The sequence below is a fragment of the Bacillus sp. DU-106 genome (assembly GCF_004799705.1).
Lineage (GTDB): Bacteria > Bacillota > Bacilli > Bacillales > Bacillaceae_G > Bacillus_A > Bacillus_A cereus.
The window spans coordinates 2,140,119-2,164,557 of the sequence record NZ_CP026607.1 but is presented as its reverse complement, the minus strand read 5'-3'; the positions used below and the strand labels follow the sequence as shown (position 1 = coordinate 2,164,557).

Genomic DNA, 24,439 nt, shown 5'->3' with positions numbered 1-24,439 from the left:
TATTTACACAATATATTTCCCGCGATTTATAATAGCTTTCGCAATTTCTCTCTTCTTCGTAAATACGTTCGTGTATAAAGGCACTAATAATTGACGGATTTCAGCTAAAATCACATGTCTATCTTGTTCTTCTGTGACAGCCGCTGAAAGTACAGAAATCGCCGCTTCTTCTACTTTACGGTATCCTTCTTCACAAATAACATCCGTTATTAATTGCTTCGTACGTTCTTTTTCCTCACCATTTTTACTTACCGCTTTTCTCGTACGTAAAAACGCTGATTCCATGACGTACACGTCCGTCAACATATTTGAAATTACACGTGAATATTCTTGTTCTTGGTCAATTTTTAGGCCTGGAGTTTTAGAGAGCGTTTTCAAAGATTGTTTCAACAATTTTTTCGCTAATAAAATGTAACGATGGTTTCTTTCTACATTTGCTACATCACTTTCTACTTCAGTATCTTCTAATTGTTCGATTTGCTTCATTAACATTTTGGCAACTGTTAATCTATTAATTTCGTTCGTTCCTTCAAAAATACGACTAATTCTAGCATCACGATATAATCGTTCTACCTCATACTCTTGCATATAACCGTAACCACCATGAATTTGTACAGCTTCATCTACGATATAAGCAAGTGTTTCAGAAGCATTTACTTTATTCAGTGCACATTCAATTGCAAATTGGGACATTTTCTTCATAAGATCTTCATCGCTCTCATGAATTGCTTCATCGATTACACCTGCCGTACGATAAGCTGCACTTTCGGCTCCATATGTAGCAATGATCATATTTGCAATTTTCTCTTGAATCATCGTAAAGTCTACTAATTCCGTTTGGAACTGTTTTCGCTCTTTTCCATATTGAACCGACAAACCAATTGCTTGTTTTGCTGTTCCAATATTTCCAAAAGCAAGTTTAAGTCTAGCAAAGTTAAGAATATTAAGGGCTACGTGATGCCCTTTCCCAACTTCCCCTAAAACATTTTCAGCAGGGATGACAACATCTTCTAAAATAAGAGTCGCTGTTGAAGAACCTTTAATCCCCATTTTCTTTTCTTCTAATCCAATAGATACACCTTCACATGTTCTTTCGACAATAAACGCTGTCATTCCTTTATTTGTCTTCGCAAAAACAACGTATACATCTGCCATATGAGCATTTGTAATCCATTGCTTCTCACCATTTAACTTCCAAGCTGTTCCCTCTTCATTCAATACGGCGCTTGTTTTTGCACTTAATGCATCCGAACCAGCATTTGGCTCTGTTAAAGCATAAGCCCCAATCCATTCTCCCGATGCGATTTTCGGTAAATATTTTTCTTTTTGCTCTTTCGTTCCATAATATATGTAAGGCAATGTACCGACACCAGCGTGTATATTAAAAGAAACGCTAAACGCACCAGCGTAACCCATTTTCTCTGCTACAAGACCTGAGACAGCCTTTCCTAACTCGAACCCGCCATAATCTTCTGGTACCTCAATGCCTAATAATCCAAGTTCCCCAGCTTTCTCAAATAATTGACGAGAAACTTTATAGTTATGTTGTTCAATATTCTCCATTTGTGGAACAATTTCTTGTTTAACGAATTGTTCTGTCGTTTTTGCGATTAAATCTTCATCACCTGAAAAATCTTCTGGTGTAAAGTAAGTATGATTTATATCTTTATTAAGTGAAAAGAATTCATCCCATGGTAACTTCGTTTTCTCCATATGTATCCCCCTATCATTCGGCTTTCATAGCTTTTTGCTTATGCTCGTCTACGATGAGTGGAATATCTTTTTTGAAAATAGAAGGCGATGATTTTTCACATCAAGCATTTTATTTTGCCAAAGATGTATTTTCATCGCCTTCGCTGCTTTATCTATTGATCTTCTGATAATACTGTTTTTGCAATACCAGTATCTAACTCTTCAAAGTCATGATATGAAATTGTTTCGTATAATTCACTTCTCGTTTGCATATTAGAAAGTGCATCTTTTTGAGAACCTGTTTCTTTAATTAAAGCAAACACATTTTCATACGCTTTCGCTGCAACGCGAAGTGAAGTTACAGGATAAATAACCATTTGGAAACCCATATTCGCAAATTCCTCTGCACTATAATATGGAGTTTTTCCGAATTCAGTCATATTCGCAAGCAAAGGTGCATTTACCTTACTATTAAATAGACGGAATTCTTCCTCTGATTGAAGCGCTTCAGGGAAAATTGCGTCTGCACCTGCTTTTACATATGCATTTGCTCTTTCAATTGCTTCATCTAATCCTTCAACGCCACGAGCATCAGTACGTGCTACAATGTATAAGCTCGGTGCAACTTCTTTAATCGCTTTAATTTTTTGAACCAATTCTTCTGTAGTAACAAGTTTCTTACCATTTAAATGTCCACATTTTTTTGGTAATTGCTGATCTTCAATTTGGACAGCTGCTACTTTCGCTTCCACCATTTCTACAGCTGTTCTCGCCACATTTAGTACACCACCAAATCCTGTATCAATGTCAACAAGAACAGGTAAGTCTGTAGCTCTTACTAAATCTCTTGCTCTCTCAGCCACTTCAGTAGACGTCACGATACCTAAATCTGGTAAACCTTTACTTGCAGTATAAGCGGCTCCTGATAAATAAAGAGCTGAAAAACCTGTATTTTTCGCAACAAGAGCTGCCATTGCATCATGAGCACCTGGAATTTGCAAAATTTCATTTGCTTCTACTAAAGCTCGGAATCGATTCGCAAGCTCCTCTTGTGTTGACTGTTTTTTCACAACCCAAGCCATTCTAAATTCCCCCCTATTATTAAATTAAGAATAGATCTACAAATTCGTTTACATTCATATTTTCTAGTTTTTCTTCATTTAAACAAACTTCATGAATTTGTTCTTGTTGCTTACTAGAATAATGACCTGCCATATTTGCAGTGAATTTTTGAACAACTTTTGGAATTGCTTCGTCTCTACGGAAGCGGTGACCAAGCGGATATTCACATTCCACATTTTCTGTTACTGTGCCATCTTTAAAGTGAACTTGAACAGCGTTGGCGATTGAGCGCTTGTTCGGGTCAAGGTAATCTAAACTGTACTGTTTGTTTTCAACAACAACCATCTTATTACGTAATTCATCTACACGTGGATCGTTTGCTACTGCATCTTCATAATCGTCTGCAACGATATCTCCTTTTAATAAACCAATTGCCGTAATGTATTGTAAGCAATGATCACGATCAGCTGGGTTATTTAATGGACCTTCTTTATCAATAATACGAATTGCTGATTCATGAGTTGTAATTGTAATACGGTCAATTTCATCTAATCTCTCTTTAATTTCCGGATGCAACTTCACTGCACATTCTGCAGCCGTTTGTGCATGGAATTCTGCTGGATATGACACTTTAAATAATACATTTTCCATTACATATGACTCTAGTGGTCTTGCTAATTTTAATTCTTGTTTATTGAATAATACATCTTGGAATCCCCATCCTGGCGCAGATAATGCTGTTGGATAACCCATTTCACCTTTTAGAGCAGTCATTGCAAGATGAACACCGCGGCTCGTTGCGTCACCTGCAGCCCATGATTTACGTGAGCCCGTATTTGGAGCATGACGATATGTACGAAGACTAGAATTATCAATCCACGCATGTGATAATGCATTAAAGATTTCTTCACGTGTTCCGCCAAGCATTTTCGCAACTACTGCAGTTGTTGCTACTTTTACATATAATACATGGTCAAGACCAACTCTGTTTAAGCTGTTTTCTAAAGCAAGCACGCCTTGAATTTCATGTGCTTTAATCATCATTTCTAATACTTCACGTACTTTTAAAGCTTCTTTTCCTTCTGAAATACGAACACGGCTAATATAATCTGCAACTGCTAAAATTCCGCCTAGGTTATCAGATGGATGTCCCCACTCTGCTGCAAGCCAAGTATCGTTATAGTCTAACCAACGGATCATACATCCGATATTAAATGCACCTTTTACTGGATCTAGTACATAAGACGTACCTGGTACACGTGTACCATTTGGCACGATTGTTCCTGGCACAACTGGTCCTAGTAATTTCGTACATTCTGGATATTGCAGTGCTAAAATTCCACATCCAAGTGTATCAAGTAATACGTAACGAGCTGTACTGAATGCTTCTGCACTAGTAACCTCTTTATTTAATACATAATCGGTAATCTCTTCTAATAATGCATCTTTTTGCTTAATTTCATTTGTTTTAATCATGCTATTCTTCCCTTTCTGTCGAAAATTCGTTATTATTAATGATGGGTGTCGGTCAAACACCCATCTGGCGGGCGGCGCTAACAACTCCCCAGTTGTTCTTATTTACTAAGTACATGTCGCTCGCCAATATAATTTACACGAGGACGGAACAAACGATTATTTGCATGTTGCTCAATAACGTGCGCACATAACCCCACTGTTCTAGAGCTAAAGAAGATTGGTGTGTAAAGTTGAATTGGAATACCTAGCATCCAATATACTGGAGCTGCATAATAATCAAGATTTGGATAAATTCCTTTTTCTTTTTCCATAATCTTTTCTCCAGCTTCACACATTTCATATAGTGTATAATCACCTTTTACATCACATAACTGTTTTAAAGCTTCCTTCATCATAAGTGCTCTTGGATCCATCTTCTTCATATAAACACGGTGTCCAAAGCCCATAATTTTTTCTTTGTTATATAGTTTCTTCTGTAATAACTCTTCAAATTTCTCAACATTACCAGCTTCTAAAAGCATGTACATAACCGCTTCATTTGCACCGCCATGTAAACTTCCTTTTAAAGATGCAACTGCACCTGTTAAGGCACCGTATAAATCTGATTGTGTTGATGCAATAACGCGAGCTGTAAATGTAGAGTTTGGCATTTCATGCTCACTATATAAAACAAGGGAACGATCAAAGATCTTTTCCTCAAGTTCAGTTGGTTTTTTACCAGTTAACATATAGAAGAAATTCGCACTATAAGATAATTCTTTAAGAGGTTCAATTGGCTCCTCATTATTTAAAATATGATAGCTATTCGCTACAATGTTTGGCACTTTACTTAGCAGCTTGTACCCTCGGCTTTTATTCACTTCTAACGAGCGGTTTTCGATATCATTATCGTAACCAGCTAACGCTGACACACCTGTACGTAATCCATCCATGGGATGCGTCTCTTTAGGCAATGCCTTTAGTACGTTGAATACACCTTCTGGTACTGCATATTCTTCTTTTAATTTCTTTTCAAGTGTTACTTTTTCATCTTCATTCGGTAGGTGTTCCTCCAATAAAAGGTGCACAATGTCTAAATACTCTTTTGTTTTTGAGAGTTCGATTAAGTCATACCCTTGAATTACAATTTCACCTTTTACTGTGTCAAGAAACGAGATTTTCGTCTCCGCTGCCACTATACCATCTAATCCCGGGGAAAATTTCTCTTCAGCTTTCATCATTATTTCCTCCAATCCTAATAGATCTTCGTGCACATAACTGTAAGCCTTTACAATATTGTGAAACTACATTTCTATTTCAATGTATCAGAGTTTTTAGAAGATTTCAATTTATTTTATAATGATAAGTTTCCTACACTTTTCTTACTGTAACAATACAATTTTTTGAAAATAATTCTTATATTTTATAAAGAAAGGATAGACTTCTTTGCGTATTTTCAAAAACAAGATATAAAGATTTTTCATATAACACCGCCAAATATACAATTATTCTAATTTTATTTGAGAAATAGAAAAAACGAGCTGTACATAAATACAGCTCGTTACTATATGATATTTATTTCACTATCTCTTAAATATAATTTTTATATAAAACTTATTCATTTTTAATAAAGTTATTATTTTACATAATTAAATTGAATTTCTTCCATTTCCTCATGATAACTTACAAATAAATCATAGTTTTGAAAATACCAAAGATCATCAGAATCTACAAAAAATATAATACCTTCCTTCTCAACTGACACTATTTCGCCATCGGGTTTCTCAGCAACAACCCCTAAAGAATATCCGGGCTGAATTGAACTATCCCCTCCGTACCTTACAGTAAAACGTACAGATTCACCGTGCTTTATACGTAATTCTTCCTGGAACCATTGCAGAGCTTTACGATCAATTGAAATTCTCATCTTTATTCCTCCAGTTTACGCAAACTCTTTTTTTCCTAATCGTTGTTTTACAAAGAAGACGAAAATAATTAAGGCTATCAATGCTGAAATTGCACTCCCTGAAAATAAAATACGATAACCAAACATTTGTGAAACAACTCCAAGTAAAATAGCACCTAACCCGATTCCTAAATCAAACGCTGTAAAAAATGAAGCATTTGCAACTCCTCTTTTACTCGGATCGACAATTGTAAGCATTGCCGCTTGCAAAGCTGGCTGCGCTGAACCAAATCCAATACCGTATAATGTTGCTGCGATAATTACACCTATCAAACCATTTGAAATAGTTAAAACAACTATAGCTAAAATAGTAATACATAATGCTGGAAGTATAATGAATACTTCTCCATACTTATCTAATAGTTTCCCTGAAATTGGTCTTACAATTGTTAATGCAATTGCATATACAAGAAAGAAAGTTCCCGGGTTTACATGAATTGATGATGCAAATAACGGTAAAAAGGTTGTTATTCCTCCATATGCAAACGATAAAAAGAATACTACAATCGTGATTGTTAATACGGATTTCTCAAATAGCTGAATTTTCCCTTTTTCTTTTTGTGGCGTAAATGGGATCTTCGTTATTAATGATAATACGACTGCCATAAAAGATAACAACGTCGCTAATAAAAATAGACCATCAAATGAATAATTTTGCACAACCCATAATCCAATCATAGGTCCGATCGCCATTGCAATTGTCATCGCCATCCCGTACCAACCCATACCTTCACCGCGGCGTGAATCTGGAATAATATCCGTTATTGCTGTTCCAACAGCTGTTGTAGAAACAGCCCATGTTACTCCGTGAATAACACGTAAAACAGCTAAAAGGACAATAGTCGATGCTATATTATAGGAATACATCGTTAAGCCAAAAAAGATGAGTCCGAAAATAATAAAGGATCTTCTACCATATTGATCTAACATTCCTCCAATAATCGGTCGTATTACAACAGCAGCTATTGTAAACATCCCCATCATAAGTCCAACTTGCGATTCATTGCCACCTATCTCTTTAATAAAGAGCGGGAGCGTTGGAACAAGTAAATAAAATCCTGTAAATAAAAATAACATTGCGAAAGTCATTTGAATAAATGATTTCGTCCATAACCGTTCCATAAAAATACCTCCATACACTCGTAAAATATTACGATTAACACTCTCATTGTATATTTTTTTTATCTCTTTTCCCTCCGCAAATAGACGTATCTTTTCATATTAAATAGTCCACCATCAGCTTACATTAGTCTTAAGACTTTGTACGCATATTTTAAACGAAAGTCCTATATATGTACCTTTATACGTGTGAAAAGAATATACTAATTTATTATCACAACTTAGGAGTGATTATTTTATGTGGGTATTATCATCAAGAGTAACTGTCGCGGTTCCTTCGATACCCGAAATACATGCCCCCGCCGTTCATACAGCAAGTTCCGATGTCGGCATTGAACTTCCAGCAATTTGGCAACAATACCAATCACCAGGTCAAGCTACCCCTTCATTTTGGCATCATGGTGCCCATCCAAGTAGCACTACCTTTTATCATCCTAGCCACGCTCCACTACCTCAGGCTCAAGTCTTTTATCATTTCCCATCAATTTATTTTCAAAATTTTTATGGTACGTTTAACATTTAAAACACATCATTTCATAGCTACTACATTTAAACGAAAAAAGCACTTAAGATTGTAATTTTCACAAATCTTAAGTGCTTTTTAATATTTTTTATAAATTTTTCTTATTGCCCATTATTAGCAGGGGTCTCTCCTGCATTACCGCCAGTCTCTGGTTGTGTGGTCGCTGGTGGAGTTGTATTTCCTTGACCTCCTCCGTTATTTGCTGGAGGTGTCGTATTTCCTTGACCTCCTCCATTATTTGCTGGAGGTGTCGTATTTCCTTGACCTCCTCCATTATTTGCTGGAGGTGTCGTATTTCCTTGACCTCCTCCATTATTTGCTGGAGGTGTCGTATTTCCTTGACCTCCTCCGTTATTTGCTGGAGGTGTCGTTCCTTGGCCATTTCCATTATTTTGTTCTTCTTGTTTCTTTTGCTCTTCTAGTTTCTTTTGTTCTTCTTGCTTCTTAAGTTCCTCTTGTTTCTTTTGTTCTTCTTGTTTTTTCAGTTCTTCTTGTTTCTTTAATTCTTCTTGCTTTTTCTCTTCTTCAGTTTTTTGCTGTTGATCTTGTTTTGGTTGCTCCGTTGTATCCGGTACGCTAGTATTTGGCGATGAATCACGTTTTTCACCTTTTATACGTAGCTCACTACCTTCTTGAATAACACTACTTGGCATTTTAAAGCGTGATTTATCTGTAGCCATTTCGCTCATCATTTCTTTAAAGATCAACTGTGCAATTTTCGTATTTTTACTACTAATATACTCGTCTTTACCATCTTTCATATACCCAGTCCATACTGCCATCGTATATTGCGGTGTATATCCAGCGAACCAACTATCACGAGTTGCACTTTCTGGAATTTTATATTGAGCTAATTGCTTTGATGAATAGTTTGTCGTACCCGTTTTACCAGCTACATCTAAAGAGCCTACATTTGCCGATGTACCAGTACCTGATGTAACTACAGAACGAAGCATATCAGTAATCATGTATGCGGTAGAATCTGTCATAACTTGTTTTGGTTTTTGGCCAAAACTTTGTGACTTACCGTCTGGATAAACGACTTTCTTAACAAAATGCGGTTTCGTATATTTACCTTCATTACCAAATGCCGCATAAGCACCCGCTATTTCAGTTGGCGATACTTCATTTGTACCAATCGCTGTCGATTCTGTCGGTGCTGTATTAAATGTAATACCTAGTTTCTCAGAGAATTCTTTCGATTTACTAATCCCTACTTCTTTTGCAGTTTTAATTGCAGGAATATTACGCGACATTTTTAATGCTTCACGCATTGTAATTGGACCCATATGACTTCTATCTGCATTTCGTACTTCTTGTCCCGTTGAATACTTAAATGGAGAGTCATCAATTTGATGGTACGTAGCCCATTTTAAATATTCAATTGCAGGAGCGTAGTCGAAAATCGGCTTCATCGTTGAACCAGCTGCACGATCTAATTCAATTGCCATATTATGCCCTTTAAATACAGCTTTATTTTCTCCACGGCCACTACCTATAGCACGAACTTCTCCTGTTTTCGTATCCATAAATGTGAATGCACCTTGGAATTTATCGTTCGGATAATCAATGATATTATTATTTAAAATATTATCAGCAAGTTTCTGTGCTTTCGGATCTAACGTTGTATAAATTTCTAAACCGTCAGAACCGATATTAGCATCTGGTAATTCTTTTTCTACTTCTTTCACAACTGCATCCATAAATGCAGGGTATGGCATTGTTTGTAGTTGAGCTGCAGGCTTAAGCCCCTTTTCTACGTCAACTTTTGATGCTTCTTCCATTTCCTGTTTTGTTATATATCCATGTCGGTTCATTAAACTTAGAACAACATTTCTTCTTTCTGTTGCTTTTTGAACATTTTCTTTTTTCGTTGGATCATAGTTATTCGGTGCTTTCGGTAAACCTGCAAGCATCGCAACTTCTGGTAATGTTAAGTCCTTCAATTCTTTACCATAGTAGTTTTGTGCTGCTGTTGCGATCCCATATGAACGGTTTCCTAAGTTAATTTTATTTAAGTACATCTCTAATATTTCATGTTTTGAATACTGTTGTTCTAGCTTATAAGCTAAATATATTTCTTGCGCCTTACGCTTTGGTGTTTTGTCCATTGATAAGAAGTAGTTTTTTATAACTTGCTGTGTTATCGTACTTCCACCTTGAGAACCATAATCCCCTTTAAGACTTACTAGAACAGCACGGGCAGTACCTTTAAAATCTACTCCGCTATGCTCATAAAAACGTGAATCTTCTGTCGCTAAAAATGCATTTTCTACTAATTTAGGTATTTGCTCATACGTAACATTCGTCCTTTTTTCTTTTCCATATTCATATACCAAATCCCCGTTTTTATCATAAATTTTTGAGGATAACGGATTAACAAGTTTTGCTTTCTCAAGTTTTGGTGCATCCTTAATCATTACGAAAAAGGTAGCAACCCCTGCCACTAAACCAACAATACCAAGTAATAAACAAGTGATTAAAAACTTGCGAAAGAATGATGTTTTACCTTTTGGCTTTTGTGTTTTAGAAGCTGGTTGTTTTTTCTTTTTAACTTGTCGTCGTTCCTCTCGAGAACGATAATTTTCTGACATGTTACTTTCTCCTGCCTTTCAATTCTCCCGTTGATTTACTTAAAAATATTGAGGTCACTTTCTAAAATAAATTTGATTAAGAAAGTATATTGACCTGGAGCATTCAATATTTTCCCAATTCACAGATTATAAATTTTAGAATACTTCTTATACAAACTATTTTCACTTCTATTTTTCCTAATAACGCTGCCCCTTGAAGCATAGAATGTAAAAAGTGAATTTTTAATACCTCGTATAAATAATATACCTTTTTTTCAAATGGTCAATATTTTCTTATTTATAAATCAAAGGTGAAATAAAAATAGCACAACGATATGTACTTCGTGTGAACTTCCTTATAATTACGTATAACAAACATTTAATATATTGCATATAAGTATAATACCTCTTAAATTATAAGGATTTCAACATCACAACCTCAACATCTACAAAAAAGTATTAAAAATAAAAAGTGAGGAGTTGCGTAATGATGAAGCTATCTCCCGTAATTTCAAAAAATATAGTTGCTGTTGGTTATAATCCTTTTTCTATGATTTTGCGAATCCAATTAAAGAATGGTATGTACGATTTCTTTAATGTACCAGAAAGTATTTATACTGGCCTATTACATGCACAATCTAAAAGTTATTATCATAATACTTACATTAAAAATTCTTTCCGCCACACAAAAATCTAAACTTAACACCCACTAAAAAAGAAAGGAGGTTAATCCTCCTTTCTTTTAAAAACATTTTGCAGATGAATTATCTTCGATTCCTCTTATTAATTTCATCATATGCTTGAATTTGTTTTTTCAAACGCCGATCAGCTTTTTTATCATGCACTACAAGAATTGCATGTATAACTCCTGGAACCCAAAATATTAATGTTAATATGAAATTTATGATTGCCTGAATTGGTTTTCCACAAAATAATACAGCAACAGGTGGAAGAAGAATTGCTAATAAATACATCATCCCTTGAAAACTCCTTATTTTGTATTTTATATATCACTTTTCAAAATATACGCAAAAAAACCTACTACCATTTTAATCTTAACCTACCTCTAAAATCAATGTATCTCCTTCTATTTAAATAAGTATTTCAGACTTTTTATTGTTTTCTAGCCTATTTTCTTCCTCTATTGCAGTTACTCCAATTGCAGAAATTAACGTTCCTATCGCTTGTATCCAAATACCAATGAGTGCAATGATTCTCTCATCCTTCTTATCAAAAATACTATCTTCATTTTCTCTCTCATCTTTCAATACATTTGAAACACCTTGATACGCTTGTAATCCAGCCCCTAAACTTTGCATGGAGTTACCCAGTATAATAATTTTCTGTAATACATTTATATCCAACAAAGCTGCTTCTACTCCTAAAAAAGCACCGATCGATTGTAAACTGTTCCCTGTAATGATAAGATAATCATTTTCTTTCAATTGTTCATTTATATTAAAATATGTTCCTATTACATTTGATATATTGCCTAATGCTAATAACTCAATTCCTATTTGATCAAGTAATTTACTTTGATTCTCTAAGCCTATATTTTGATTTTCTCTTTTTTCTTCCCCATCATCATAATTGCTCGCAATGATTTGTAATATATATCCGAGGGCTTGTAATGAGCTTCCTACAATAACAAGATCCGATTCAACTTTCTCTTCTCCAATAAATCCTCTTGTCGTTCCAATAGCAGCTGTAAGATTCCCTCCCACTTGAAACCATGCCCCTGTCACTTTTAAACTGCTTGGATTCATTTTTATCACCTATTTAAATATTTTCTAAAGCTTTCAAAACAAACAAATCTCACCCTTAATCTTTTATTTTATTTTTTAGATGTAATTTTGTGAATGATATAATGTGCTACTAATATAAAAGCACCTTAAAGGTGCTTTTATATGCATGCTGGGCATGTCAATGAATCTCCATTTTTATCTATTGTTATATTCAATATATATTCAATTGCTTTATGTGACCAAGTTTCAGGTGTAGGCGATTCATTTATATATTGTGGCGCACATGACTTCAGCATTGGAGTACTAATACTCCCTCCAGGATCTAAAGCAACTACAGCCATGCCATGGGGTAATTCCAGGGCCATAGATTTAGTGATACCTTCAATAGCAAATTTCGAGGCACAATATGGCGCAAGCTCAGCCTCACCTTCTCTCCCCCAACTAGAACTCATATTAATGATAATTCCTTCTTTCCTAGCTACCATCGCTGGAACAAATGCTCTTATTACATTTACTACACCATTCACGTTTACATTCATTACATTTTCGAATTCTTGAGCCGTAATTTTCCAAAGTTGTGCATTTTGATTTACAATCGATGCATTATTTATTATCATATCGGGAGCTGTATGTGTATTAAGTATATAATTTGCCCAATTGTTAACTTGCTGAGAATCTGAAACATCAATTACTTGGAAATCATGTATTTTACTGTACTGTTTTTTTAGTTCTTCAATTTTATCTTTTGAACGTCCACAACCATATATGTTCCACCCTAATTCATGAAATCGATCAACCATCGCACGCCCTAACCCTTGTGTCACGCCTGTAATAATTACAGATTTACTAATTTCTTTTCGCTTCATTTCTCTCATCCTCCTTCCCTATATCTTACTCTCTTCATTTTTATTCAGCGATTTACTATAGTATTAACTCAACTCATACTTTAGTAATGGTTTTGATATTGTATACATAAACAAAAAAAGTAACCATCATGGTTACTTTTTGCTATATATCTAAAAATTCATTGTTTATTTCATTATTGTTTTTACATTTCAACTTCTCTTTTCCACATTTCTCACACTGGTAAATATAAACTACACCTAATGTACCTTTTTTAAAATCCTCATTATCCTGCATCTTAATAAAAATATATTTATGTTTACAATGCGATTCACCCAAATAATTTTTAAACCACTTTTTCAACACAACACATTCCACCTTTATGATAGAACCTTTATTTAGCTGCTTTATTACATACTTTTATTTAAATGTTCAATCTCATCTTGCAACTTTTTAAATTGCTCAAAATGCATGGTAATAGATTGGCTACTACCATAATCAACATTTTGTTTCACTAATATAACACCCGTATCATGAAAAAGCGCTTCAAGTTCTTTCCTAATAGACACTTTCGCAATATGAGCTGTTTTAATTGCAGATAAAATTGCAATTTCATTAAACTTTAATTTTATTTCATTTGGACAAAATGCGTCTTCAACTAATATAACTTCATTACTATAAATTAGTGCAACAAGATTACTTGATTTGGCATCTGTTAAATCAACTTTTTTCATAATATCTTTCATTACATTTTGCCTCCTTTATTTTCATATATATCAATTATACAAATTTTTTAAAAAAATTACTCAACTTTATTATATTAATTTTAACACACTTTTATTGAAATCCATGCTCCAAACGTTTTACTATTCCACAATTTTTATTATATGAACCATCTGGACTATAACTCCATATAGTAATGTTAACAACTTTTTATAAAGCAGGTGAAAATTATGCCATCAGTTGTAGGAAATTTAGTTGTACAAAATAGTAATGGATCATTTAACTTAGGTGATTTCTACAACGTTTCTCCGAAAGAAAATACGAAAGCTTATAATGGTTCCGGCGCATCAAACGTTGGTTTTGTTGTTAATACTTTTAGCGGTGTTAGCGCGACCAATACATTTGATTCTGACCTTGCAGATCAAAACCAAGTGGGTACAGCCTAATCTTATGTTCAACTTTTTGTATAGAAAATTTTAATTTGTCTATACTATAATCAGGCTGTTTGACAGCTCTTATCGATTTTGGAGTACCCTATCTTTTTCTCCCTTTCCCTGGGGCTCAGCAGCTAGCACAAAGCTAGCTGCTTTTTCTTATATTATTTGTCTCATAAATCAGAAATAAAAAAAGCTGCCATTTAATATTCAGCTTCTTTTACATTATTTCAATAATATCCATAGCGTTAAATACGTAAGTTTTATAAAAGGCGTCTGTACAAATTACAATTTGTTTTACCGGATTGATATGTACAACAGTCATGTAGCTTGTTAATATGTAACCATCTTCAAAATATGTTACCAATATTTCTTTCTCAGACAGTAATGACGTTAATAATTTATCAGAAATCCTCTCTTTTGCTTCATTTGTTAAAAGCGGTTTTTGTACTTTTAATTTCTCTCCAATAATCTTTCTCATATTTAAAAGTTGTTCGGACATTACTGTAAACGGAACCCACTCTCTTTCTTCTTTTTGTATCTTTACATCGTTCATTTTTTATCTCCTTGATCATTTATACATTTATTTATTCATGCTATCCCTTAGTTATTTTTAATACTTACTAAACTATAATTAGGTTACCTCTTAAAAGAACATTCGTTCTTATTATACACGAACTTACGTTCCTTTGAGAAGAGCTATACTTATTATTTCTTAACAAAAAACATAATTTTATTTATCTCCATATTTTTTCCTTTATCAAATAAACTTTTCATTTCTTATATAAAATGCATATAAAAACTAAAAGGCGACTTCACACAAAGTGAAATCGCCTTTTTCTAAAAAATATTCAAAGCTTATTTTTCTATCCTAACTAATGTTCTTTCTAGAATACATAATTCATCTATATTAAAATGATTTATTTTTAAGTTCAATTCCCCTACTCGTTCCTTATCTTCATCACCAACCCAACAACTAAATAATTCGAAATAGTCTCCATCTTCCAAATAACTTTCCATAATCTTGCATAAAGTTAAAAGTTTTTCTTTCGCTTCTTTTTTTTCCTTTACATTTTGCCACTCGACCAGTTCAATTCCCCAATTAGTTGAAACCTCATATGTGTAATTTGTTTGGAATTGATAATCTTGTACAATTTCAAGCATACTTTCATCTGAAAAACACGGTCCAAAAACAATTACATCATTAGAATCTGGATCCGTTAACGGAATTTCTACATTACAGCCTATGTAACTTGCTAAACTCATTTTATACTCCTCCAATATTCGTATAAAAAATACTTCATAGTATATTTATTTACTCAAATATAAAATCCCTGCCTAAACGAAAAAGTTTTAAATTTTTATCGTTTATTAACCATCTATAACTGAAAACATATACTATGATGAACGAACTCACAAAGCATAAGAAAAGAGAGCATTTACAACACTCTTTTTTCTTACATACTCTATGGAACTTTACAAAACTGAATCAGTGATTTTTATTATTATATTTTATTACATATACTTAGGTTGTACTATTATATGTAACTCTCTCTCTGTATCCGCTTTTTTCGGATGACGAAAATAATTAAGTTCGTACTTTAACACTTTATACTCAACCATCCCAATTTTAATCCCTTTCGTTTCTTTTAATATAACTAATAAATCACTTATATTTTCATCATATGACTCAAAAATTTTCGCTCCGCCCTCTCCTTGAAAGATTACTTTCATATATTCTCCCCACCTTAATTTATTGATGTGGTAAATGATGCGTTTAAAACGATTCATTCTTTATCCTAAAATTTTCACAACAAAAAGAACATCCTTTCCAATCGAATGCTCAGCTTTTTACTAATTATCCATGTTAAATATTTATTCAAAAACATTATATGTATTATTTTTTAAATTATGTTCGATATTCATTATTAAAGAGTAAATATATGTAATAAACTTGCATAATGAAAACCGTAGAATATCCACTTTCGTTGAAATAATTATAAACCATAATTTTCCATTGTAATTCTTAATATTTAAATGTAATATTGTATTGTCTTACTATCTATTTATAACTCACACACTAATTAGAAAAGGGAACTCTATATGAGTTCCCTTTTCTAATTATGATTACAGTCATTATTTCTTTTCTAGAAATTTAAATGTATCTTTAAATTCTTTATTATTCACTTTAATATCAGCATCTTTCAATAAATCATTGACTACTTGTTGTTTCCATTTACCTGTCGTATCTTGTAGTCTTTGTTGTTCTATATCTTTACGAATTTTATCCTTTACTTCATCAAATGGCTTCAATTCTTTTTTATCCGTCACTTTAATAATATGGTAACCGTAAGTTGTTTTAACCGGATCACTTACTTGGCCTGCATCTAATTTATACGCAGCTTCCTCAAATTCTTTCACTGTTTGCCCAGGAGCAAAACCAGATATTTCCCCGCCCTGTTCCTTTGAACCAGTATCCTCTGAATACTGTTTTGCTAAGGCAGCAAAATCTTCACCATTATTTACTTTCTCCTTTATTTCTTTAGCCGTTTTTTCATCTTTCACTAAAATGTGACTTACTTTCATTTCTGGTTTATAGTTATTTTTCACATCTTTATCTGTAACTGTTGCTTTAATCGCTTTCTCAAATGCAATTTCTGGCTTCATTTTTTCTTTTAATTCATCTTCGTTTTTCAATCCAAGTTGTTCTAAAGTCGATTTAAAGTTCTCACCCATTTTATCTTTTGCTTCTTCTACTTTCTTTTTTGCTTCCTCATCTGAAACTTTATATTTATCTAACAATGCCTTACTTAACATCATTTGATATAAAGTACTTTCTCCATATTGTTGTCGTAATTCTTTACTTAATTCTTTCTCTGTAACATTCCCTACTTTTGATGTTACTACGTTGTCTGAGGAACCACATGCAGATAATGCTAGCATCACGCATGAAATAATTGTTCCAATAAATATTTTTTTCTTTTTCAATTCAAATACCTCACTTTTATCATTATGCAAATTAACTATACACAGTCATTGTGAAAACAGTGTGTTTTCTACATGTAATTCATTTCATATGAGTAGACTATGTATCATGTATTTTCATTTTTAAACGTAAAGAGTCTTCTTACTATTATGTATAGTAAGAAGACTCTTTACATACTCCTTAAAAACAATACTGCCGCTATAGTTACTTAATAATTACATGTTTTTCAGGTATCCAACTATTCTGCCCGATATCTACCGCATTTCCCACTCTACCCCACACTCGAAAAGATGTCGATCCATCTATATTCCCTTTATAATTCATACATTCAGGCTCTTCATAATAATTTACTCCGTAACCGACAGGATATTTCGAAGTTGCATAAAACCATTTCACATTAAAATGTTTTAAATATGCCCACTGCTTATCGTTCTCTAAACAAATCATATCTTGCTCACCGCCTCCCCAATAACCTGTTAAGATTAAATATGGAATTTTCTGAGTGAGTGCACCTGTAAATTGAGGGGTCATGGGAGTTTCATATAAATTTATTCCGTATCCATCAGGATATTTCGAAACTGCAATACCAATGCCATTCGGTTGCTGTGTATACACTATGTTAGATTGATTTGCTTTGTTGGAATCTATAAACCAAGAAAGTGACTTATTTCCTACTAATCGATTCAGATCACATTTCCCAATCCCAGGAACATTCCCTGAATCCGTATATTGCCACATATCGCATGGATATGCTGGCTTATTCCCTCCATAACGAGGGATCCATACAAAATCAGCTTCAATATTACATGCTCCAAATGATAAATACGTGTGATGCCCTACGTATAATCCTACTTTTTCCGCACCTAAACGGCGTAATTCATCAATAAATGCCTGTGTCCCGCCTTGCATATCTGCCATCGTTTGAACTTCTACGTCCGCCACCCAAAACTTAGCTGATTGATCACCACGATTCCAAAAATCTTGTGCCTCTTTCTTTGCATCAGCAATAGATATAAAACGGCAAAAAGCATAATTACCGAATGGGATACTATGCTTTTTCATTTCACTAACATAATTTTGATACATAAAATCCACCGTATTAGAGCCATCTTGAACTCTAGCAATCACTAAATCTAGCTGAGATGCTGCAATATCCCAATTAATAGTTCCATTCCATTTTGAAATATCTACAATATACCCCATACATTCCAGCTCCTTTTGAATGTCTTATTCATAGCTTGTTTTATTGTAAGCCTCCTCTCTCTAAAACTAGCTATCTATAATATAAATAAAAAGAATCTTTACTGTTTTTCAAAATATATTCTCTTTCAGAAATATTTCTATCAACTTTAACATGTATGCCACATAAAACATTCGAAATATACCCTACTATTCATTTATTATGTAATCTCGTCCTATCAATCATTTTTACAGATATTAAAAAAAATCTCCTGTATTATTAAATTATAACTTTCAGTATCGATTTCCTTTCAACTAAAAAATTTCATCCCTCATTTTCTATATATTCTTAAGTCAAAATTACTACCTCTACATGAAATTTGAGATTTAGAAAAATTTTAATTAATTGAAGTTTACTCCTATTAAATTGCAATTTTCCAACCTGAACACTATTGGTGCATAAAAAAGACATTTTCTATTACTGAAAATGTCTTTTTACAGTTTAATAAAACAACTTTGGTGCTAAATCTGTATTTTGTAATTGTGAGTTTTCACTGCTCATAACACAACTTGTGGAAAATAGAATTGGGATACCACAAACCTCATCATTCATTACATCACGAAACACATTGGCCGCAACACCTGTAAACGTTTGACATAAGTTAGAAATATCGTCATTGAAAAACTGAATGACTTCCGCAGCGAAAACCGGAAAAACAACATTCGGTCCGCCAGGGAACTGAGGCTGTACCACAACTTGTTCAAAATAAGGATTATTTTCTAGTGCTACTTGAAATAAATGAGCTATTTCAAATGCATCTAGTGGACAAGGAAATGGATTTACAATTTCATTCTCATTATTCGTTACAATAACTGTCACACTTACATTCCCAAATTGTACAAAAGATTTTAAAAGCGTTGCTAATGCTCTCGCTTTTTCGTTGCTTAACGCATGCACTAAAATAATATAATTACCACCAACAGGAATAAGCGGCCCAACTGTAACAGTTGGATCAGCACCTATTGAATTTTTTAATTCATTAAAATATGTGATCCACGGTGGCGAAAGCTGAGCTTGTACATTTTCTTCCACTATTTTATACTACCCCCTTATACCATTCTTACTAACATAATATGTAACAAACAAAAAAATGCATTAGTTATATTAACCATTTGCGTATTTATTGATTATATTAATTAAACATTTTATTTTCCATTCTCAATTTCCCCTTTACATCTTTAAGCACTTTTACTACTATAAAATTCTTTATTATAAGCAAATCCACTGAAATTTCATATTATACTAATACGACTCTATATCCATTAAATTATAATACTCAATATTAGGAGCTGATTTCATGGAAAAAAAACCTATCGTGTTCAAAATCCCACCAAATTCAAAGCTAAAAATTACATTTTTCGGTCCTTGTAACGAAGTAATTACAAATGTGTCTATAATTAATCAACTATGCACCCCTAAATGTCAAACTATCACGCAATACCCAGACTTTAAGAAATATGTAACGGAAGTACGATCGCTATCCCGTTGTTAGTCCGCATAATGCACGATTTTCACAACTTTATTACCTAAAATAACCGAGAAAGAAAATAATTGCATTCCTAGACTAAAATTACTCATGTTATGATATTCCATTGATAATTCATTGATTTTTCACACGTTTTTATGAAAAGAACATATATTATCGTATGGAGATTATCCACTCATAAAACCTATCTTTCTTTGGAGCGTACTTTTTATGTATGCTCTTTTTTTATGTAACCGTCCCCCTTCTAAATTGACCAACAATATATTAAAATTCTTTATATACTCAAGGAGGTCAAATATGTTCAAGTTGCATCCAATACTACTCATCTTAGGATTGATTTTGTTTTTATATAGTGTAATCGCCTTTATGCTATTCTTTTCAGTGTATTAGCATTCCCTACACAAATCTATGTTCAATATATAATTTCTATATGGTAAAGAAAAAACATAATGATACGATCTTTTATGTATTCCGTCTTTCTTGTTCTATAAGAAAACTAGTAAACTTACTAACAATGCGTTTTTACAAGCATGTTACTTATTATTCTGTTTATTATCTGAAGAAGGTTGAAGCCCCTACAAATTAAACTACGCTTTACCTATTTACTTATATATTTTAGAAAAACAATAATAATCCCCCACCATTTGGTAAGGGGATTAACTAAACCTACTAAAAAACATTTAATAATCAGTTTTATTTAGTTGGAGAAGGAAATCTTGCCGCTTCAAAGTGAACCGTATTTACACCATTAACATTTTGTACAATTACGCCAGCAATACTACTTTCTGCAAAAACTTCAACTAAATCTCCTGCTTCTAATTGAAGAATAGTAGTTACGGAAACATCATTATTAAAAAATACTCCTGTTCCAAAGAAATCATTATCTATCGCTATTGCCGGATTGCCATTTACACGAATTTCTACTCTAGCTCTGTAATTTACATTAAAATCATTTGGAGAAAATGTTATATTTCCTAATACACTATATACCCCTCTAGTTTTCGGAGTAAAAATCGACGTTACTGGATTATATTCATTCGCTAGATCAAATTGTTCATTTTGAAATAATACTTTAACAGGAGTATTTGCTAGAACAGGTTGATTAACTGTATTCACAGCTCTAAATGCCGATGCCCTTACAAGCTCCTCTTTCTTATCATCACAACACTTCACCTTTACATACTTCCTATCACATTTACTACTTTTCCTATAACAATCATGACTTTCCTTTTTGTAATCTTTACAATACTTACAGTAATAATAAGACATAGTGAGTCCCCCTTTACACTTATTTTTACATAGTATGCTATATAGATTAGAATAGCTTGGACGACCTGTTACTATTTTTAATAGATTAAAAAACCCTCACCATTTCGGTGAGGGTTTACCTTTAAGCTTCTGCAAACTCATTGTTTAATGACTTTATTTAATTGGAGAAGGAAATCTTGCTGCTTCAAAATGTGCACCATCTTCTAAAGGACTTAAAACTCCATCTATACTACTTTGTGCATAAATCTCAACTTCATCCCCTGCATTCAATTGAACAATCGTCGAAACACTTACGACATTTCCAAAACTTATTGGACCAAAAAAGTCATTATCTATAGCTATCGCTGCGTTTCCATTCACACGAATTTCTACACGCGCTCTATAATTTAAAGTTGGATCGTTTGGAAAGAAACCAATCGTTCCAATAATAGAATATACACCTTTAGTCTTCGGCATAAAAATAGATGTTGCTGGATTATACTCATTCGCTAAATCAAATTGTTCATTTTGAAATAACACTTTCACAAAAGTATTAGCAGGAACATTTTGATTCACAGTATTTCTAGCTCTAAATGCCGATGCTCTAACAAGATTGTCCTTGTTATCATGGCACTTACAAGTGTTCTTACAACAATCATGATGCTTCTTTTTATACTCTTTACAATACTTACAGTAGTAATAACAAGACATACTGATTCCCCTTTCAAACTTATTACTATATATTATGTAAGATTGATTTATAAGGTTTGGACTAGCTATTTTTATTATTCATAAGGGCGCTATTAATCTGCACCCTTATTTATATACACCACTTCATTCCTTACTAGTTATAAGTTGTATATAGTTCCATATGGAATAGTAAGAAAAGAACTTCCGTACGGTGTAACATGATGTACTGGGTAAAAATACTCTACGGATGAGTAATATGGTTGTACTCCTTGCTGCTGCATTTGCATTTGTTGTTGCATTTGCAATGCTTGTTGAATAGCTTGGACTGTACTTTGTGCTCCACTATACGTTATAGATGTACCATATGCTGGTCGCATACCAGTTTCAGAATTAAAATATGAATAAAACATGATTTTCAGCTCCCTTCCCGTATAATTTATTACAAATTATATTATGATTCTTTATTTCAGTGGGTACTATAAAGCTAGTCCGCTCGCTTATATTCAAATGACAAAATAAAAAAGTAGCTGCTAGACTACTTTGACTCCTTCTTATCACCAAATGAAATGATATACATATTCTCCTGTTACACGCTCATTAATTCCCGCAACCCTAACGAACCTAAGTAAATCCGCTCCTTGAAGGAAATATACCGAAATCGTAACCGGTACTTGCGACCACATGAATTGATAAAGCTCATTCACTCTCTGATTCGTCGTAACGATTAAATCATTTACAGGTCCATGATTCCATGCAGAGGTTTGAACTGAAGTGAAAGAAAGGTCTTTCCCATTAACCACTATTCTTGATACGCTTTGAGTTATGTCCACAATAATCCCCTCCAACATTACAAAAATTGGACCTTTTTTAGTTCATATTATTATAAATATTCTTGACTGTAATAAATGTTTAAGGCAAACCCCTAATAAAGTGAAACTTTAATCAGCTCTCACCAATCGGGCTTTTACTGGCAGCCCGACCCCACCTAACTTCTTTGCTTCCGCTGAATTTTGAGGTGGGGGTATTTACTGCCCGACAAATAGCGGGATAAAATTTTTTTATTCATATCCCTCAATTCCCATTACAACCATATAATTTCTAACCTTATTCAATTTTTGGAATTAATATAAAAAGGCATCTTAATTAGATGCCCTTTACTTATCTTCCACTACAATTCCACTATTAAAATAGCAACGCCAAATCCGATGCAAACCAATCCTATCAATATAAATAGCAATCGGAATCCCCATAAATCACTGATTATTTCTATAATATGCACCAGCACAATAATAATAAAATCTTTAAACCCACTGAAACTATGTTCCTTTGTCTCTCTGATTCCATCAATTACAGTCAGACAAACAATAAAAACACCTAAACCAATTAATATAAAACCTAATACAAGCATTCATATATCCTCTTTTTTCTTTTATCTCCTATTAACGAACATTTTCACATTAAAATTCAGTACATACGAGGAAGTTAGATAAAAAATTAACTACCCGTAAAACCTTATTAGTGTGTACTAATAATTAGAGGGAAGGCCCTCCTCTTCACCTTATATTATCATGAAAGGATATGAGCTTCGGAGTTATTTCTTTATAAAATAAAAAATAGCTAATTCACTACTTAAAAAGTAAAAAAAGCATCAGATTGACTAGTATGTAGATGGTTAAATGAATGTAAAATGTTTTTAAATTATCTACTCTTTTTTTAGTTTGGAAGTAACTCTCATCTCGTCCCATCTTTATACACCACTTTCTTAATCACACTGAACGCAATATTCAATTGATGAGTTTGTCATTTCGTTACCTCCAATTAACGCCTTTGTTCAATGTAGTAATTTTCTTGTATAATAAAAGTTAATTAATCTAGAAGGGACTGACTTATGCGCAGATATCAATATTTTTAATCTACCTATCATTACAACATAACGGAGGTAAAAGTATTGATTACAGAACTACACTCACAGAGATTATATTTAAGGAAAATGAAAGCATCTGATTCACTAAGTATGTTTAAAATATGGTCTGATCCTGATGTTACTAAATTCATGAATATAAGTAATTTCACTGATGAGAACCAGGCAAAAGATATGATTCAATTCCTTAACGAACTCGCTCAAAATAATAAAGCTATACGTTTTACTATTATTGAAAAAGAATCTAATCATATTATCGGTTCATGTGGCTATAATTCCTTAGATTTTGAAAACTCAAAGACTGAGATTGGCTATGATATTTCAAAAACATTTTGGGGTAAAGGATATGCACCTGAAGCAATATCCTCTTTATTAGATTATGCTTTTACACATCTAAAACTAAATCGTGTTGAAGCAAAAGTTGAACCTGCAAATGTAAATTCCATAAAAGTATTAGAAAAATTAAACTTTACTTTTGAAGGTACTCTGAGAAAGAGCGAAAAATCAGCTGGAAAGCTTATCGATTTAAATATCTATTCGAAATTAATAAGCGATTAATTTTAGTCCCTCTGCCCATACTCAATCAAAGTGTGGGCTTCTTTAATTTCTGTATAAAATTCAAAAGTTTGACACAATCCTGGAAAAAGCTTATAAAGAAAAGTGAGGTTCCATTATTTTCACACTTAGTAGCGCAGTCATGTTACATATAATTTTATAAGTGTGAACGAACTAC

At 33.1% G+C, this 24,439-nt stretch carries 28 protein-coding genes and 1 pseudogene; 5 read left to right on the top strand and 24 right to left on the bottom strand.

The features are described 5' to 3' along the window. Positions 1–3 precede the first annotated feature (3 nt). From C3Y97_RS11180 to C3Y97_RS11155, 6 genes are all read right to left on the bottom strand, one after another. Entirely contained in the window at positions 4–1,713 is a 1,710-nt protein-coding gene (locus C3Y97_RS11180) for an acyl-CoA dehydrogenase FadE (protein ID WP_000415995.1), read from the bottom strand. A gap of 152 nt (positions 1,714–1,865) precedes the next feature. Next, the gene (gene prpB, locus C3Y97_RS11175; protein WP_000312639.1) at positions 1,866–2,774 is read right to left on the bottom strand and encodes a methylisocitrate lyase; all 909 of its coding nucleotides are present in this window, start codon (positions 2,772–2,774) and stop codon (positions 1,866–1,868) included. Between the two features lie 19 nt (positions 2,775–2,793). After that, positions 2,794–4,230, bottom strand: a complete 1,437-nt coding sequence (prpD, locus tag C3Y97_RS11170) for a 2-methylcitrate dehydratase (protein ID WP_000598123.1) — start codon at positions 4,228–4,230, stop codon at positions 2,794–2,796. Positions 4,231–4,328: 98 nt separating this feature from the next. Next, positions 4,329–5,450, bottom strand: coding sequence for a citrate synthase (gene mmgD / locus C3Y97_RS11165; protein ID WP_002041090.1), 1,122 nt, complete (start codon positions 5,448–5,450; stop codon positions 4,329–4,331). 395 nt (positions 5,451–5,845) lie between these two features. After that, positions 5,846–6,136, bottom strand: a complete 291-nt coding sequence (locus tag C3Y97_RS11160; protein ID WP_001222842.1) for a HesB/YadR/YfhF family protein — start codon at positions 6,134–6,136, stop codon at positions 5,846–5,848. A gap of 15 nt (positions 6,137–6,151) precedes the next feature. Beyond that, positions 6,152–7,297 (bottom strand): MFS transporter, encoded by a 1,146-nt coding sequence (locus tag C3Y97_RS11155; RefSeq protein ID WP_000440662.1) that lies wholly within the window; start codon positions 7,295–7,297, stop codon positions 6,152–6,154. 235 nt (positions 7,298–7,532) lie between these two features. Between C3Y97_RS11155 and C3Y97_RS11150 the strand changes: the two genes are divergently transcribed. Further along, complete coding sequence (locus tag C3Y97_RS11150; RefSeq protein ID WP_000270101.1) at positions 7,533–7,817, top strand: hypothetical protein; 285 nt, start codon at positions 7,533–7,535, stop codon at positions 7,815–7,817. Positions 7,818–7,918: 101 nt separating this feature from the next. Here C3Y97_RS11150 and C3Y97_RS11145 read toward each other — a convergent pair whose 3' ends face one another. After that, entirely contained in the window at positions 7,919–10,411 is a 2,493-nt protein-coding gene (locus C3Y97_RS11145) for a PBP1A family penicillin-binding protein (RefSeq protein WP_001293963.1), read from the bottom strand. A 466-nt stretch (positions 10,412–10,877) separates the two neighbouring features. On the opposite strand from C3Y97_RS11145, the gene C3Y97_RS11140 reads away from it, so the two are divergent. Next, entirely contained in the window at positions 10,878–11,087 is a 210-nt protein-coding gene (locus C3Y97_RS11140) for a KTSC domain-containing protein (RefSeq protein ID WP_000977081.1), read from the top strand. A gap of 67 nt (positions 11,088–11,154) precedes the next feature. On the opposite strand, the gene C3Y97_RS11135 is transcribed toward C3Y97_RS11140, so the two are convergent. The 5 genes from C3Y97_RS11135 to C3Y97_RS11115 form a co-directional block, all read right to left on the bottom strand. Next, entirely contained in the window at positions 11,155–11,367 is a 213-nt protein-coding gene (locus C3Y97_RS11135; RefSeq protein WP_000990233.1) for a YqaE/Pmp3 family membrane protein, read from the bottom strand. Positions 11,368–11,481: 114 nt separating this feature from the next. Further along, positions 11,482–12,156: a DUF6944 family repetitive protein gene (locus C3Y97_RS11130; protein WP_001070038.1), complete on the bottom strand. Its 675-nt coding sequence runs from the start codon at positions 12,154–12,156 to the stop codon at positions 11,482–11,484. Between the two features lie 137 nt (positions 12,157–12,293). Further along, entirely contained in the window at positions 12,294–13,001 is a 708-nt protein-coding gene (locus tag C3Y97_RS11125) for an SDR family oxidoreductase (protein ID WP_000823062.1), read from the bottom strand. A gap of 142 nt (positions 13,002–13,143) precedes the next feature. Next, the gene (locus C3Y97_RS11120; protein ID WP_000915142.1) at positions 13,144–13,344 is read right to left on the bottom strand and encodes a hypothetical protein; all 201 of its coding nucleotides are present in this window, start codon (positions 13,342–13,344) and stop codon (positions 13,144–13,146) included. Positions 13,345–13,388: 44 nt separating this feature from the next. Continuing rightward, positions 13,389–13,724 (bottom strand): hypothetical protein, encoded by a 336-nt coding sequence (locus tag C3Y97_RS11115; protein ID WP_000651907.1) that lies wholly within the window; start codon positions 13,722–13,724, stop codon positions 13,389–13,391. A gap of 207 nt (positions 13,725–13,931) precedes the next feature. Here C3Y97_RS11115 and gerPF point away from each other — a divergent pair, with 207 nt between their 5' ends. Continuing rightward, positions 13,932–14,147 carry a spore germination protein GerPF gene (gene gerPF, locus C3Y97_RS11110; RefSeq protein WP_001141569.1) on the top strand — a complete coding sequence of 72 codons (216 nt, stop codon included), beginning with the start codon at positions 13,932–13,934 and terminating at the stop codon, positions 14,145–14,147. Between the two features lie 208 nt (positions 14,148–14,355). Here gerPF and C3Y97_RS11105 read toward each other — a convergent pair whose 3' ends face one another. The 6 genes from C3Y97_RS11105 to C3Y97_RS11080 form a co-directional block, all read right to left on the bottom strand. Continuing rightward, complete coding sequence (locus tag C3Y97_RS11105) at positions 14,356–14,691, bottom strand: YolD-like family protein (RefSeq protein ID WP_002024004.1); 336 nt, start codon at positions 14,689–14,691, stop codon at positions 14,356–14,358. A 302-nt stretch (positions 14,692–14,993) separates the two neighbouring features. Then, positions 14,994–15,401: a KH domain-containing protein gene (locus tag C3Y97_RS11100; protein ID WP_000050502.1), complete on the bottom strand. Its 408-nt coding sequence runs from the start codon at positions 15,399–15,401 to the stop codon at positions 14,994–14,996. Between the two features lie 249 nt (positions 15,402–15,650). Next, the gene (locus tag C3Y97_RS11095) at positions 15,651–15,869 is read right to left on the bottom strand and encodes a hypothetical protein (protein WP_000864275.1); all 219 of its coding nucleotides are present in this window, start codon (positions 15,867–15,869) and stop codon (positions 15,651–15,653) included. A 402-nt stretch (positions 15,870–16,271) separates the two neighbouring features. Beyond that, the gene (locus C3Y97_RS11090) at positions 16,272–17,123 is read right to left on the bottom strand and encodes a peptidylprolyl isomerase PrsA (RefSeq protein WP_000727348.1); all 852 of its coding nucleotides are present in this window, start codon (positions 17,121–17,123) and stop codon (positions 16,272–16,274) included. Positions 17,124–17,325: 202 nt separating this feature from the next. Continuing rightward, positions 17,326–18,324 carry a glycoside hydrolase family 25 protein gene (locus C3Y97_RS11085; RefSeq protein WP_000540655.1) on the bottom strand — a complete coding sequence of 333 codons (999 nt, stop codon included), beginning with the start codon at positions 18,322–18,324 and terminating at the stop codon, positions 17,326–17,328. Between the two features lie 478 nt (positions 18,325–18,802). Then, positions 18,803–19,393, bottom strand: a complete 591-nt coding sequence (locus tag C3Y97_RS11080) for a hypothetical protein (protein ID WP_000392281.1) — start codon at positions 19,391–19,393, stop codon at positions 18,803–18,805. A 265-nt stretch (positions 19,394–19,658) separates the two neighbouring features. Here C3Y97_RS11080 and C3Y97_RS11075 point away from each other — a divergent pair, with 265 nt between their 5' ends. Then, positions 19,659–19,853 carry a hypothetical protein gene (locus C3Y97_RS11075; protein ID WP_000412555.1) on the top strand — a complete coding sequence of 65 codons (195 nt, stop codon included), beginning with the start codon at positions 19,659–19,661 and terminating at the stop codon, positions 19,851–19,853. A 687-nt stretch (positions 19,854–20,540) separates the two neighbouring features. On the opposite strand, the gene C3Y97_RS11070 is transcribed toward C3Y97_RS11075, so the two are convergent. From C3Y97_RS11070 to C3Y97_RS11045, 6 genes and pseudogenes are all read right to left on the bottom strand, one after another. After that, positions 20,541–21,116: a complement C1q domain-containing protein gene (locus C3Y97_RS11070; RefSeq protein ID WP_000122943.1), complete on the bottom strand. Its 576-nt coding sequence runs from the start codon at positions 21,114–21,116 to the stop codon at positions 20,541–20,543. Positions 21,117–21,269: 153 nt separating this feature from the next. Then, the gene (locus C3Y97_RS11065; protein ID WP_002183539.1) at positions 21,270–21,806 is read right to left on the bottom strand and encodes a C1q-like domain-containing protein; all 537 of its coding nucleotides are present in this window, start codon (positions 21,804–21,806) and stop codon (positions 21,270–21,272) included. A gap of 137 nt (positions 21,807–21,943) precedes the next feature. Beyond that, positions 21,944–22,195, bottom strand: coding sequence for a DUF3947 family protein (locus tag C3Y97_RS11060; protein WP_000500100.1), 252 nt, complete (start codon positions 22,193–22,195; stop codon positions 21,944–21,946). Positions 22,196–22,339: 144 nt separating this feature from the next. After that, on the bottom strand, positions 22,340–22,615 hold the full coding sequence (locus C3Y97_RS11055) for a hypothetical protein (protein ID WP_000355695.1): 276 nt from the start codon (positions 22,613–22,615) through the stop codon (positions 22,340–22,342). A gap of 338 nt (positions 22,616–22,953) precedes the next feature. Further along, positions 22,954–23,193, bottom strand: coding sequence for a hypothetical protein (locus C3Y97_RS11050; RefSeq protein WP_000960640.1), 240 nt, complete (start codon positions 23,191–23,193; stop codon positions 22,954–22,956). A 226-nt stretch (positions 23,194–23,419) separates the two neighbouring features. Continuing rightward, positions 23,420–23,530 (bottom strand): annotated as a pseudogene (locus tag C3Y97_RS11045) (2TM domain-containing protein); the annotation flags it as partial. A 203-nt stretch (positions 23,531–23,733) separates the two neighbouring features. Here C3Y97_RS11045 and C3Y97_RS11040 point away from each other — a divergent pair. After that, positions 23,734–24,264 carry a GNAT family N-acetyltransferase gene (locus C3Y97_RS11040; RefSeq protein ID WP_000627261.1) on the top strand — a complete coding sequence of 177 codons (531 nt, stop codon included), beginning with the start codon at positions 23,734–23,736 and terminating at the stop codon, positions 24,262–24,264. Positions 24,265–24,439: the final 175 nt, after the last annotated feature.

Bases quoted from the DNA above. Each gene is read 5' to 3' on its own strand.
- C3Y97_RS11180 (WP_000415995.1), bottom strand. From the start codon at position 1,713: ATGGAGAAAACGAAGTTACCATGGGATGAATTCTTTTCACTTAATAAA.
- prpB (WP_000312639.1), bottom strand. From the start codon at position 2,774: ATGGCTTGGGTTGTGAAAAAACAGTCAACACAAGAGGAGCTTGCGAAT.
- prpD (WP_000598123.1), bottom strand. From the start codon at position 4,230: ATGATTAAAACAAATGAAATTAAGCAAAAAGATGCATTATTAGAAGAG.
- mmgD (WP_002041090.1), bottom strand. From the start codon at position 5,450: ATGATGAAAGCTGAAGAGAAATTTTCCCCGGGATTAGATGGTATAGTG.
- C3Y97_RS11160 (WP_001222842.1), bottom strand. From the start codon at position 6,136: ATGAGAATTTCAATTGATCGTAAAGCTCTGCAATGGTTCCAGGAAGAA.
- C3Y97_RS11155 (WP_000440662.1), bottom strand. From the start codon at position 7,297: ATGGAACGGTTATGGACGAAATCATTTATTCAAATGACTTTCGCAATG.
- C3Y97_RS11150 (WP_000270101.1), top strand. From the start codon at position 7,533: ATGTGGGTATTATCATCAAGAGTAACTGTCGCGGTTCCTTCGATACCC.
- C3Y97_RS11145 (WP_001293963.1), bottom strand. From the start codon at position 10,411: ATGTCAGAAAATTATCGTTCTCGAGAGGAACGACGACAAGTTAAAAAG.
- C3Y97_RS11140 (WP_000977081.1), top strand. From the start codon at position 10,878: ATGATGAAGCTATCTCCCGTAATTTCAAAAAATATAGTTGCTGTTGGT.
- C3Y97_RS11135 (WP_000990233.1), bottom strand. From the start codon at position 11,367: ATGATGTATTTATTAGCAATTCTTCTTCCACCTGTTGCTGTATTATTT.
- C3Y97_RS11130 (WP_001070038.1), bottom strand. From the start codon at position 12,156: ATGAATCCAAGCAGTTTAAAAGTGACAGGGGCATGGTTTCAAGTGGGA.
- C3Y97_RS11125 (WP_000823062.1), bottom strand. From the start codon at position 13,001: ATGAAGCGAAAAGAAATTAGTAAATCTGTAATTATTACAGGCGTGACA.
- C3Y97_RS11115 (WP_000651907.1), bottom strand. From the start codon at position 13,724: ATGAAAGATATTATGAAAAAAGTTGATTTAACAGATGCCAAATCAAGT.
- gerPF (WP_001141569.1), top strand. From the start codon at position 13,932: ATGCCATCAGTTGTAGGAAATTTAGTTGTACAAAATAGTAATGGATCA.
- C3Y97_RS11105 (WP_002024004.1), bottom strand. From the start codon at position 14,691: ATGAACGATGTAAAGATACAAAAAGAAGAAAGAGAGTGGGTTCCGTTT.
- C3Y97_RS11100 (WP_000050502.1), bottom strand. From the start codon at position 15,401: ATGAGTTTAGCAAGTTACATAGGCTGTAATGTAGAAATTCCGTTAACG.
- C3Y97_RS11095 (WP_000864275.1), bottom strand. From the start codon at position 15,869: ATGAAAGTAATCTTTCAAGGAGAGGGCGGAGCGAAAATTTTTGAGTCA.
- C3Y97_RS11085 (WP_000540655.1), bottom strand. From the start codon at position 18,324: ATGGGGTATATTGTAGATATTTCAAAATGGAATGGAACTATTAATTGG.
- C3Y97_RS11075 (WP_000412555.1), top strand. From the start codon at position 19,659: ATGGAAAAAAAACCTATCGTGTTCAAAATCCCACCAAATTCAAAGCTA.
- C3Y97_RS11070 (WP_000122943.1), bottom strand. From the start codon at position 21,116: ATGTCTTATTATTACTGTAAGTATTGTAAAGATTACAAAAAGGAAAGT.
- C3Y97_RS11065 (WP_002183539.1), bottom strand. From the start codon at position 21,806: ATGTCTTGTTATTACTACTGTAAGTATTGTAAAGAGTATAAAAAGAAG.
- C3Y97_RS11060 (WP_000500100.1), bottom strand. From the start codon at position 22,195: ATGTTTTATTCATATTTTAATTCTGAAACTGGTATGCGACCAGCATAT.
- C3Y97_RS11050 (WP_000960640.1), bottom strand. From the start codon at position 23,193: ATGCTTGTATTAGGTTTTATATTAATTGGTTTAGGTGTTTTTATTGTT.